This window comes from Oleiagrimonas sp. MCCC 1A03011 (assembly GCF_003267965.1).
GTDB classification, from domain to species: Bacteria; Pseudomonadota; Gammaproteobacteria; order Xanthomonadales; family Rhodanobacteraceae; genus Oleiagrimonas; species Oleiagrimonas citrea.
On sequence record NZ_MSPY01000005.1, the window covers coordinates 238937 to 250825 of the forward strand.

9 protein-coding genes are annotated in these 11889 nt (G+C 68.2%); 5 read left to right on the forward strand and 4 right to left on the reverse strand.

The features are described from left to right. Positions 1-5: 5 nt before the first annotated feature. The 3 genes from BTJ49_RS11725 to BTJ49_RS11735 are packed head-to-tail and all read left to right on the forward strand — an operon-like array spanning position 6 to position 2686. Positions 6-644, forward strand: a complete 639-nt coding sequence (locus BTJ49_RS11725; protein ID WP_113065634.1) for a thymidine kinase — start codon at positions 6-8, stop codon at positions 642-644. A 25-nt stretch (positions 645-669) separates the two neighbouring features. Continuing rightward, complete coding sequence (locus BTJ49_RS11730; RefSeq protein WP_113065580.1) at positions 670-1449, forward strand: hypothetical protein; 780 nt, start codon at positions 670-672, stop codon at positions 1447-1449. Between the two features lie 28 nt (positions 1450-1477). Continuing rightward, the gene (locus BTJ49_RS11735) at positions 1478-2686 is read left to right on the forward strand and encodes a hypothetical protein (protein WP_113065581.1); all 1209 of its coding nucleotides are present in this window, start codon (positions 1478-1480) and stop codon (positions 2684-2686) included. A 2-nt stretch (positions 2687-2688) separates the two neighbouring features. Here the strand turns inward: BTJ49_RS11735 and mutM are convergent, their stop codons facing one another. Then, a complete protein-coding gene (gene mutM / locus BTJ49_RS11740; protein WP_113065582.1) occupies positions 2689-3501 on the reverse strand; it encodes a bifunctional DNA-formamidopyrimidine glycosylase/DNA-(apurinic or apyrimidinic site) lyase in 813 nt (270 codons plus the stop codon). A gap of 136 nt (positions 3502-3637) precedes the next feature. Here mutM and BTJ49_RS11745 point away from each other — a divergent pair, with 136 nt between their 5' ends. Continuing rightward, positions 3638-5218 (forward strand): peptidase S10, encoded by a 1581-nt coding sequence (locus BTJ49_RS11745; RefSeq protein WP_113065583.1) that lies wholly within the window; start codon positions 3638-3640, stop codon positions 5216-5218. A gap of 69 nt (positions 5219-5287) precedes the next feature. Here the strand turns inward: BTJ49_RS11745 and BTJ49_RS11750 are convergent, their stop codons facing one another. Continuing rightward, positions 5288-9688, reverse strand: a complete 4401-nt coding sequence (locus tag BTJ49_RS11750) for a DEAD/DEAH box helicase (RefSeq protein ID WP_113065584.1) — start codon at positions 9686-9688, stop codon at positions 5288-5290. Between the two features lie 362 nt (positions 9689-10050). Between BTJ49_RS11750 and BTJ49_RS15970 the strand changes: the two genes are divergently transcribed. After that, on the forward strand, positions 10051-10689 hold the full coding sequence (locus BTJ49_RS15970) for a BON domain-containing protein (protein ID WP_113065585.1): 639 nt from the start codon (positions 10051-10053) through the stop codon (positions 10687-10689). Positions 10690-10801: 112 nt separating this feature from the next. Here BTJ49_RS15970 and fghA read toward each other — a convergent pair whose 3' ends face one another. Together fghA and BTJ49_RS15765 are read right to left on the reverse strand one after the other, a co-directional pair. Continuing rightward, positions 10802-11632 (reverse strand): S-formylglutathione hydrolase, encoded by an 831-nt coding sequence (fghA, locus tag BTJ49_RS11760; RefSeq protein ID WP_113065586.1) that lies wholly within the window; start codon positions 11630-11632, stop codon positions 10802-10804. Between the two features lie 96 nt (positions 11633-11728). Next, the gene (locus tag BTJ49_RS15765; protein ID WP_168184728.1) at positions 11729-11887 is read right to left on the reverse strand and encodes a hypothetical protein; all 159 of its coding nucleotides are present in this window, start codon (positions 11885-11887) and stop codon (positions 11729-11731) included. Between the last annotated feature and the right edge of the window lie 2 nt (positions 11888-11889).

Sequence of the window (11889 nt, forward strand, 5' to 3'; positions counted from 1 at the left end):
CGATCATGGCCAAACTCTATTTCTATTATTCGGCGATGAACGCCGGCAAGACCACCACGCTGCTGCAGAGCGCGTACAACTACCACGAGCGCGGCATGCGCACGCTGATCCTGACGCCAGCGCTGGACAACCGTTACGGCGAGGGCGTGGTGGCTTCGCGTATCGGTCTGAAGGCGAACGCGCGGCGCTTCGCCGGCGACGCCGACCTGCTGGCCACCGTGCGCAAGGACATCGCCGAGCGTGGCGACCTGCACTGCGTGCTGGTCGACGAGGCGCAGTTCCTGACCCGCGCGCAGGTGTGGCAGATCACCGACGTGGTCGACGCACTCGGCATCCCGGTGCTGGCCTACGGCCTGCGCACCGATTTTCGCGGCGATCTGTTCGAGGGCAGCCGGCACCTGCTGGCCTGGGCCGACAACCTGGAAGAGATCAAGACCATCTGCCACAGCGGCCGCAAGGCGACGATGGTGGTGCGTGTGGACGAGCAGGGTCGGGTGGTCAGCGACGGCCCGCAGGTTGAGATCGGCGGCAACGATCGTTATGTCTCCGTGAGCCGCGCCGAATTCAAGAAGATCATGGCCGGCGAGGGCCGCGTCGAGTTGCAGCAGGATGTGCTGCCGCTGGGCGACCGGGCCGACGACTGACCTTTCACGTACACGGAGCCGACTGATGAGCGACACGCGATCCACCGCGAGCGAATGGCCGCGTCCCAACTGGTCGGCCGGCGACGAACATGCGGTCCTGCTGTTCTTCGTCTTCGGCACGTTCGCCAAGGAGCTGCGCATTCCCGCCGCGCGGCACGGCAGCAAGGGCCTGCCCGCGGGCGTCGAGCTGTTCCGCTATCCGCGCGAGACGCTGGAGCAGTGGGAGGGCTTTCCTCTGCACGGCGCGCTGGGCGAGATGCTGCGGCAGGATCATCCGACCGCGTTCGAGGCCGCGATGGCGGCGCCGGAAGTGCTCAGTGTGCGCGGTCGGCTGGAGGATGCAGCCAGCCTCGACTACCTGCGCGACACCCTGGGCGTGATTGCCGGGCTGATGGATATCGGCGGCGTGGCTGTGGCCGATCCGCAGATCCTGAGCTTGTTCGACCAGGAAACCTGGCAGGATCGCTTCATGGTCGAGGGCGGCGCGCCGCCGCGCCATCACGTACTGATCCTGTGCAACGAGGACGAAGACGCGGGGGGCGGCATGGCCTGGGTACGCACGCGCGGCATGCGCAAGTTCGGTCGCCCCGACATCAGCATCCGCGGCGTGCCGCACAAGCAGGCCGACGCCGCTGGCGAGCTGTGCCTGCGCCTGGTCGAGATGCAGGTCATGGGCACGCATTTCAGCGATGGTCAGGAACTGGAGATCGAGGGCCTGCCGGATGTATTGAAGGCGCGGCGAGGCGGAAGTTTGGACGATCCGCATTTCAACAACACGCACGTCGAGCTGGTCTGGCCGAAGTGATCGCCACACCGCTTCAGGGAAGAGGTTGATGGGTCCGCACGCGCCTGCGCTGAATGCATTGACGGTGGTGGTCGCCGCGGTGGCGCTGGGCGTGCTGCTGTGGCCGACCGTGCGTCGGCGACCTGCCTGGCGGGCGACCGTGACGCCGCTGGCCTCGATCATCGGTTCGGGCTTTCTCGTCGTCGGGCCGGTGCTGGCCGGCGTCGCCGGAAGTTGGGCCACGGCCGCGATGATCGGGCTGTGCGTGCTGGCCTGGCTGTTCGGTTCCGCCATCCGCTTCAACATTGTCCATGCCGAACCATTGCGCGACAGCGAGACGCGTCCGCACCTGCAGGCCCTGGACCGACTTTCCGAGGTGATGCTGGCGTTCGCCTATTTCATCTCCGTGGCCTATTACCTGAACCTGCTCGGCGCGTATCTGCTCAAGGGTTTCGGCGTGGTCGACCCGACCTGGGAGCGCGTGGCGACCAGTGTGATCGTGCTGGCGCTGGGCGTGCTCGGATACTGGCGCGGCTTCAAGGCCATCGAGCGCGTGGAAGTGTTCGCGGTCAGCTTCAAGCTGGCGGTGATCGGCGGCTTGCTGGTGGCGCTGGCCCTGGTGCTGGCGCTCGGCGACGTGCACGGCCATGCGCCGGCCGCCGAGGACGGCACCGGCTGGCACGTCGCGCGCGTGCTGCTGGGCACGGTGATTCTGGTGCAGGGCTTCGAGACGTCGCGCTTCCTCGGCAGACACTACGACGCGACCACGCGTGTGCGCAGCATGCGCTGGGCGCAGTTGCTGTCCACGGGTATCTACGTGGCCTTCATTGCACTGGTGCTGCCGCATGTGCCGCAGCGCGCGCTGGGCCTGGGCGCGGAGACACAGATCGTCGATATTGTCGGCGGTGTCGCCGCCGTGCTCGGTCCGCTGCTGGTGCTGGCCGCGGTGGCCTCGCAACTGTCCGCCGCGGTCGCGGACATGGGGGGCGCGGGCGGCCTGCTGCACGAAGTCACCAGTCAGCGCGTGTCGCCGCGCATGGCGTATCTCGGCATCACGGTGGCGGCACTGATTCTGACCTGGAGCGTCGATATCTTCGGCCTCATCGCCTTCGCCAGCCGCGCCTTTGCGGTGTACTACACGATGCAGTGCCTGCTGGCCTTCGTGCTCGCCGAAGGGCGGCCGTTGCGCCGCGTGCTGTTCGCGCTAGGCGCGGTGCTGGCGTTTGCCGTCGTCGTGTTCGGCATTCCGGCCGGTTGATTTCAGCGCTGGCAGCGCGGGCAGTAGAACGTCGTGCGCTGGCCCAGGGTCACGGACCGCACCGGCGTCGCGCATTGCCGGCAGGGTTCGCCGGCACGGCCGTAAACGGCCAACTCCTGTTCGAAGTAGCCCGGCGCGCCGTCCGGGGCGAGGAAGTCGCGCAGGGTGGTGCCGCCGCGTTCGATGGCGTGCGCGAGAATGCGCCGGATGGCGTCGGCCAGCACGGCGTAGCGTTCGCGCGACACGCGACCCGCGGCTCGCGCCGGGTGGATGCCGGCCGCGAACAGCGCCTCGCTGGCGTAGATGTTGCCCACGCCGACGACCACGGCCTGATCCATGATGAAGGTCTTCACCGCGCTGCGTCGACCGCGCGACAGGTGCCATAGCAGGTCGCCGTCGAAGGCATCCGACAGTGGTTCCGGACCGAGCGAGGCCAGCAGCGGGTGCACCTCACCCGGCGCCTGCCACAGCAGGCAGCCGAAGCGGCGCGGATCGGTGAAACGCAGCGCTTGCCCCGAATCCAGCAGCAGGTCGTAGTGATCGTGGCGACCGACCGGCGTGTCTGGCGGCAGCACGCGCAGCATGCCCGACATGCCCAGATGCAGCAGCGCGCTGCCGGCTTCGGTTTCCAGCAGCAGGTACTTGGCGCGGCGCGTGATGGCGTCGACGGTGCGTCCGGGCAGGCATTCGCCGATCGCGGCCGGGATCGGCCAGCGCAGGTCGGGACGGCGCAGCGTCACGGTCTCGATGCGGCGGCCGGTCAGATGCGGGGCGATGCCGCGGCGGGTGGTTTCGACTTCGGGCAATTCGGGCATGCACGGGTTATGCGGTCTGCGCCGCCGATACGCAAGCGAAGCGTGACTTCATGCCCATGGGGCGCGCGTGGTTCAGGCGTATGCTGAAGGGATGACCGCGTTCGCGGCCGTCCCCCGTTCCTCGTAGGAGAACCTCATGCGTAAATTCGCATCCTGGGCCGCGCTGACCGCGCTGTGCCTGTGCGCGACGCCGATGATCGCCAGTGCCAAAGACGCCAACAAGGCATCGGACGCCGCGTCTTCGCCCGACGCGGCCCTCGCCACACCGCAGAAATCCGTGTCCAGCGGCAGCGTCACGGTCGAAGGCAAACGCATCCAGTACACCGCCGTGGCCGGCACCATCGTCCTGCATGGCAAGGGCGACGACGAGAACACGCCGACCGCCAGTCTCTTCTACGTGGCCTATTTCAAGAAGGGCGCCGACCCGTCGAAGCGGCCGGTCACGTTTCTGTACAACGGCGGTCCGGGCTCGGCCTCGGTCTGGCTGCACATGGGCGCGTTCGGACCGCGCCGCGTGCAGACCAGCGACCACACCCACACGCCGGCGGCACCGTACAAGCTGGTCAACAACGACTACAGCCTGCTCGACGCCAGCGATCTGGTGTTCATCGACGCACCGGGCACCGGCTTTTCGCGTCTGATCGCGCAGACCGGCAAGGACAAGCGCGACGCGCTGATGAAGAAGCGCGCCAAGCAGTTCTACAGTGTAGACGGCGACGGCCAGGCGTTCGCGCAGTTCGTCACCCGCTTCCTGTCGACCTACGGGCGCTGGAATTCGCCCAAGTATCTGTTCGGCGAAAGCTACGGCACCACGCGCTCGGCGGTACTCTCGAACATTCTGGAGAACCAGGATTCGGTCGACCTCAATGGCGTGGTGCTGCTGTCGCAGATCCTCAGCTTCGACAACAGCCCGGACAGCCCGTCGGACAACCCCGGCGTCGATCAACCGTACGTGCTGGCGCTGCCGACCTACGCCGCGACCGCGTGGTACCACCACAAACTGCCGCAGCCGCCGGCCGATCTGCCGACCCTGATGAAGCAGGTCGAGTCCTTCGCGACCGGCGAATACAGCCAGGCGCTGGCCGCCGGCTCCATGCTGGACCCGGCGCGCAAGCAGGCCGTGGCCGAGAAACTGCACCAGTACACCGGCCTGCCGGTGGCCTATCTGGTGAAGGCGGACCTGCGCGTCAGCGGGCCGATGTTCGAGCACGAGCTGCTCAGCAAGGAAGGCGATTCCACCGGTCGTCTGGACACGCGCTTCGCCGGTCCGAGCATGGACCCGATGAGCAAGACCATCCAGTACGATCCGCAGTCCTCGGCCATCAGCTCGGCCTACGTGGCGACCTTCAACAACTACGTGCGCAAGACGCTGAAGTTCGGCCAGAACAAGCACTACCGCCTGTTCGCCGGTTTTGATCACTGGGACTTCACGCATGACCACAACCAGCAGTCGCTCAATGTCATGACCGACCTGGCCGAGGCCATGAAGGCCAACCCGGACCTGAAGGTGATGATGAACGGCGGTTACTACGACATGGCCACGCCGTTCTTCGCCGCCGAGTACGAGCTGGACCATCTGCCGATTCCGCAGCGTCTGCACAAGAACATTTCCGTGCACCTGTACCAGTCGGGCCACATGGTCTACGCGCACCTGCCGTCGCTGAAGAAACTGCACGACAACGTGGCCGCGTTCATCCGCTCGACCGATCACGGCTGATCGGCGTCCTTTGCGCAGGCTGCCGGTCGGTTCCGGCAGCCTGCGCATGATCTCTCCGGTTCGGGCGCTTCAGCCCGACGAACGCCGGCCCGATGGCGCCTGCGCATCGGGTGCGGGCAACGGTGCGGGTGGCTCGGCTCGCGCATCGTGGCGCAGCAGGATCTGCCGCACGGCGGCCTGTTCGGCCGATGAAAGCTCGACGAGCGCCTGGAACTGACCGGCCACCTGTGCCGCGATGGCGATGCCGTCGCGATAGAGGATGCGCGAACCGGTCACGGCCGGAATGCGCTGTCCGCTCAGCAGGGTGCCGACCAGGTTCAGCGGATCGGCGCCGCACACGCACACCAGCGTGCCGTCGGCCTCGCGGCGTCGCGTCTGGCGCAGCAGCTCGATGGCTTCGGGCAGGGCGAATTGCTCGCCGACCAGGCCATCCACGAAACGGCCGCCGCGGATCTCGCCACGCGCTTCCAGTCGGTGATACACGCGCAGCAGCGCACGCCAAGGCGGCAGCCACGGCGCCTCGCGCTGCAGAATGCGCCAGCACACCACGCCATAGCGGCGCAGCAGGGTGCGGGCAATGTGTTCGATCGCGTCCGGATCGGGTTCGGCCGTGGACGCGCGCACCAGCGACCAGCGTCCGGCATCGGCGATCTCGCCCAGTGCGTGATGGCGCACGCGACGGCGTTTGTGCTGGCGGCGCTTGCTGCCGGGGATCAGTAGCGCGCGCAGGCCGGCGAAGCTGTCGGCGGTGACCATGCCGGTGGCGACCAGTTCGCCGAGTGCGTCCTCCAGCTCGACCTGCAACAGCCGCGCGTGTTCGGTGAGTTCGTCGAAGAACAGCGCGCCGTGCTCGGCCAGCGCCTCGGCGACGGCCTGGGCGCGGGAAGACAGCTTCGGCGTCTCGCTAGTGTCGCTGGCGGCGATGGACGTCCACAGCGCACGTTCGCGGCGCGGCAGCAGCACCAGCGGCGTGGCCAGCACCGGGCCGGCGGCGGCGTGCTCGCCGCTGCGTGCGCGCAGGCGCATCCACACTAGCCGACCGGCGCGACATTGCGCGTCCAGCCAGCCGGCTTCGTAGTCGGCTACGCGCATGGGCAGGATCTCGCTTTCCCACGCACCGGCGGCAGCTTCGTAGCCTTCCAGCTGGGTCAGCACGCCGGCCAGCGCGTCCGGACCGCGCACGCGCGCGTCCGGGGCGACGTGCTGCCAGGCGAACAGGAAACGCATGAAGTCGCGCCGCGGCACCGGACGAATCTCGCGGCGCAGGCGGCCCAGCGTGTAGCGGTGGATGCGCGCCAGCAGATGGCGTTCGCACCATTCCTCGGCCTGGGTGTCGGAGGTGAAGCGGCCGCGCATCACCGTGCCTTCGCGTTCCAGCGCGGCCAGGGCGATGGCGATGTCGCCTTCGCCGGCGCCGAGATCGGCGGCCAGCGTGGCGACCGGCGTCGGGCCGAGGCCGCCAAGACGACCGCGCAGCAGGTCCACTAGCGCGGTCTCGGGCGTCCAGTCCTGCGCGGCGTATTCGGCGGGCGCGGCGATGGCCGGTTGCAACGTGGCGTCGGGATGCAGCGCCTGCCAGACCGGCAGGCGTTCGGCAGCGACCCAGCGGACATGGCCGTCGGCGTCGCGTGTGGCCGTGGCGCGTGAAGCCTTCGCCAGCGCGCGCAGCCAGTCATTCCAGCCATCGTGCGCATCGGCTTCGGCGGCGGTGATCGTGCCGAGGCCGGTCAGCGCCTCGTGCATTTCGTCGGCATCGCGCACGTCGGGCCAGGCTTCCTCGCGCACCGCGGCGATGGCTTCGGGATCGAGCGCGGCCAGATCGTCGGCGCTGTCCGGGTCCTGCCAGCGGCGGGTCTGCACGGCCTGGGTGCGACGTTCCTCCAGCGGCGCGTCGTCGAGGAAGGCGTAGGGCGCGGCGTTGAGCACGCCGGCGGCCAGCGGCGAGGGTGTCGGCAGGTCGTGTGTGAGCATGCGGATGGTGCCCGACTCCAGGCCCTTCAGCACGTCGAGCAGACCATCGATATCCATCGCCTCGTGCAGGCAGTCGTGCAGAGTCTGCGCGACCAGTGGATGGTCGGGAATCTCGCGCTCGCCGACGATGTTCTCCAGGCACGCGACCTGGTCCGGGAACACGCTGGCCAGCAGATCCTCGCTCTTCATGCGCTGCAGCTGCGGTGGCACCTTCTTGCCGCCCTGCATGCGCGGCAGCGCCAGCGCGTTGGTGGCGTTCCAGCGCCAGCGGACCGGGAACAGCGGCGCGTCCAGCAGCGCCTGCACCAGCACGTGCTCGGCCGTGTTCGAGTGCAGGTACTGCGCGACCTCGTCCAGCGGAAAGCTGTGGCTGGTCGACAGCGACAGCACGATGGCGTCCTCGGTGGCGGCGGCCTGCAGCTCGAAATTGAAGCTGCGGCAGAAGCGCTTGCGCAGCGCCAGGCCCCAGGCGCGGTTGATGCGACTGCCGTAGGGCGAGTGGATCACCAGCTGCATGCCGCCGGATTCGTCGAAGAAGCGCTCCATGACCAGCGTGTCCAGCGTCGGCAGCGCCCCGAGCACGGCCTGCGCGCCGCCGAGGTAGTCGATGATCTGCACGGCGGCGACCTCGGGCAGGCCGAGTTCGCCCTGCAGCCAGGCGCGCGTCGCATCGCTACCGCCCGCTTGCAGGCGCTCGTCGACAGTTTTGCGCAGCCGCGCCACGCCGGCCGACAGTTCATCGGTGCGACCGGGCGCTTCGCCGATCCAGAACGGGATGCTGGGCGGCAGGCCACGCGCATCCTCCACGCGCAGGCGGTCGCGCTCGACACGCAGAATACGGTAGCTCTGGTTGCCGAGCTGGAAGATGTCGCCGGCCATGCTCTCGACGGCGAAGTCCTCGTTCACCGTGCCGATGATCTGCGCCTGCGGTTCCAGCTCGACGAAGTAGTCGCCGGTGTCGGGAATGGTGCCGCCCGAGGTCAGCGCGGTCAGGCGCGCGTTGCGGCGACCGTGCAGGCGGCCGTGCACGGCGTCGCGGTGCAGGTAGGCCGCGCGTGGACCGTTGCGGGTGGTGAAGCCGTCCGCCAGCATGCGCACGACGGCGTCGTAGGTGTCGCGCTTGAGGTCCGCGTAGGGCTGCGCGCGGCGCAGGGTGTCGAACAGGGCGTCCTGGTCCCAGTCGCGGCAGGCGACCTCGGCGACGATCTGCTGCGCCAGCACGTCCAGCGGCGCGGGTGGCACGAGCAGGGCATCCAGTTCGTCGCGGCGCACGCAGTCCAGCAGCGCGGCGCATTCGATCAGATCGTCGCGCGTACTCGGGAACAGGCGGCCTTTCGGCGTGCCGCCGACGCTATGGCCGGAGCGGCCTACGCGTTGCAGGAAGGCGGCGATGGAACGTGGCGAACCAAGCTGGCAGACCAGTTCGACGTCGCCGATGTCGATGCCCAGCTCCAGCGAGGCGGTGGCGACCAGCACGCGCAGGTCGCCTTGCTTGAGGCGCCGCTCGGCGGCCAGGCGGTGTTCCTTGGACAGGCTGCCGTGATGCGCGGCGACGGCATCCTCGCCCAGCCGTTCGGCCAGCGCGCGCGCGGTGCGTTCGGCCGTGCGCCGCGTGTTGACGAACACCAGCGTGGTGCGATGGCTTTCGACCAGATTGGCGATGCGGTGGTACACCAGCGTCCAGGCATCGCCGGACATCACCGCGTCCAGCGGCAGCGGCGGTAGTTCCAGCGCCAGGTCGCGTTTGCGGGTGTAGCCGACGTCGACGATGGCGCAGTCCGGTGTCGCGTCGCGCGGTTCCTGCGTTGGCGTGTCCACGGGCAGGGCGGCGTGCCGACCCGCGCCGACTAGGAACCGCGCCACGCGCTCGATCGGCTTCTGCGTCGCCGACAGGCCGATGCGCGTCAGCGGTCGCTGGCACAGCGCTTCCAGCCGCTCCAGCGTCAGCGCCAGATGCGAGCCGCGCTTGGAGCCGGCGATGGCGTGGATTTCGTCGACGATGACCGTGGTCGCGGTGGCCAGCGTGGCGCGGCCTGATTCCGAGCCCATCAGCACGTACAGCGATTCCGGCGTGGTGACCAGAATGTGCGGCGGTTGCTTGCGCATCGCCGTGCGCTCGCGCTGCGGCGTGTCGCCGGTGCGCACCGCAGTGCGGATCACCACGTCGGGCAGGCCGCGCTGTTCGAGTTCGGCGCGGATGCCTTCCAGCGGCTGCTCCAGATTCAGGTGAATGTCGTTGGACAGTGCCTTCAGCGGCGAGACGTAGACGACCTGCGTGGCGTCCAGCAGCGTGCCGTCGTGCTCCAGCCCTTCGCGCACCAGCGCATCGATGGCGGCGAGAAAGGCGGTCAGGGTCTTGCCCGATCCGGTCGGCGCGGCAACCAGTGTGTGTTGGCCGGCACGGATCGACGGCCACGCTGCGACCTGCGCCGGCGTCGGCGCTTCGAAGCTGCGCTCGAACCAGGCAGCGACAGCGGGATGGAAGTGCTCTAGAGGCATGGCTGTTGGTCGGGCATGCGCCACGTGTCCAGGATACCCGCTGCGCCGGAAGGCAGCGGAACGAAAAGCTTAAGGCGTGCTGGTCTCAGGGGGCGAGATCCCGGAATCGGGGTGCGCGCATCACGTTCAGCTAATCGAGTCTTCGCTGAACGCGGAAAAAATTTTTCAATATGGGCAGTGGGTTGCACGACCCGTCGCGCAGGGTGCTGTGGGCTGAACGACCGGCCGTGTCCACATTCGTGCATGTGTTGTTCATTTTCACGATGTTTGTCTGAGTCCTGTGCCGAACGACGTGCCTCCCCCACGACGTTCGCTTATCCGGCAGGCACGCCGACTCATCCTCAACAAGGAGAAGACAGCACATGATGACCAAGACGCTTCGCACGACGATGATCGCGGCCGGCTTCGTGGCTGCTTTCGGTTTCAGCACCGGTCCGGCCCTGGCCAGCCCGGCGCCTGACGAGGGCGCGACGGCCGCGATGCATGCCGGCCACGATTCGATGAGCCAGAAGGCTTCGGACACCTGGATCACGACCAAGGTCAAGACCGCGTTCGCCACCACCAAGGGCGTCCGTTTCCCCGACATCTCGGTGGACACCAAGGATGGCGTGGTCATGCTGACCGGCATGGTGCCGTCGCAGGCCGAACGCGAGATGGCGATCCGTACGGCGCATTCCGTCAAGGGCGTGAAGGCGGTGCAGGCCGACAAGCTGAAGGTCGGCGAGGACGATGACCGGACCGCCGACACCGATGGCAGCGGCACCAGTATGGGTCAGAAGGTCACCGATACCTGGATCACCACCAAAGTGAAGACCGCCTTCGCCACGGCCAAGGCCGTGCACATGACCGACATCTCGGTCGATACCACCGACGGTGTGGTCATGCTGACCGGCACCGTCCACAGCGAGGCCGAGAAGCAGCTGGCCATTCGCGACGCGCGAGGCGTCAAGGGCGTGAAGGCCGTCGAGGCCGGCCACCTGAAGGTCGCTTCGAGCGACTGATTCCCTGGTTCCCGCTGCGCGACCGTGGCCGACGGTCGGGCGCGCGGCGGGTGCCGGCTCCCGGAAAGCGCGCGACCCGAACGGCCGCGCGCTTTCGTCGCGCAGGCGCGGGTCAGTCCTTCAGTGCCGCGGCGTGATGGGCGAAGTGCTCGCCCATGTAGCTGGCGATGAAGTAGTAGCTGTGGTCGTGGCCGGGGCGCAGGCGCACGTCGCACGGATGGCCCGCGCGGGCGCAGGCGTCCTCGAGCCATTGCGGGCGCAGCTGCTCGGCCAGGAACGGGTCGGCCTCGCCCTGGTCGATCCGCAGCGGCAGCTTCTCGCCGGCTTGCGCGACGAGTTCACAAGCGTCCCAGGCCTTCCATGCTTCGCGATTGTCGCCGAGGTAGGCCGAGAAGGCCTTCTCGCCCCATGGCACGCGCGTGGGCGCGACGATCGGTGCGAATGCCGACACGCTGCGGAACATGCCCGGATTCTTCAGCGCGATGACCAGTGCGCCGTGGCCGCCCATCGAATGGCCGAAGATCGAGCGGGCGTCCGTTACCGGGAAATGTTCGGCGACCAGGGCCGGCAATTCCCGGGTGACGTAGTCGTACATGCGGTAGTGCTTCGCCCACGGTTCGCGCGTGGCGTTCAGATAGAAGCCCGCGCCCTGGCCGAGGTCGTAGGCTTCGTCGTCGGCCACGTTCTCGCCGCGGGGGCTGGTGTCCGGCGCGATCACCACGATGCCGTGCTCGGCGGCGTACTGCTGCGCGCCGGCCTTGGTGATGAAGTTCTGCTCCGTGCAGGTCAGACCGGACAGCCAATACAGCACGGGGCAGGGGCCCTGTTTTGCCTGCGGCGGCAGGTAGACGCCGAAATTCATGGTGCAGCCGAGCGTCGCCGAGTCGTGCGACCACACTTCCTGCGAACCGTCGAAACTGGCGTGTTGCTCGATACGTTGCATGGTGGAGTACTCCAGTTGAATCTGGGAATCGCGCCGGCTCGGGTATCGCGGCATGACGGGGTGCCGGCGGGCGCTTCGATGCGGTGACGCGGCCGTTCAGTGCCGACGGCGCATCATGTTCATCAAGGCCACTCCGGACACAATGCCCACGAGCAGGCCGATGCCCGCGCCCCAGAGCGCGCCGGCGCGGCCATCGATGGCGTAGCCGATGCCGGTGCCAAGCACGAAGGTCAGGATCAGCGGGAAGCAGCCCATGG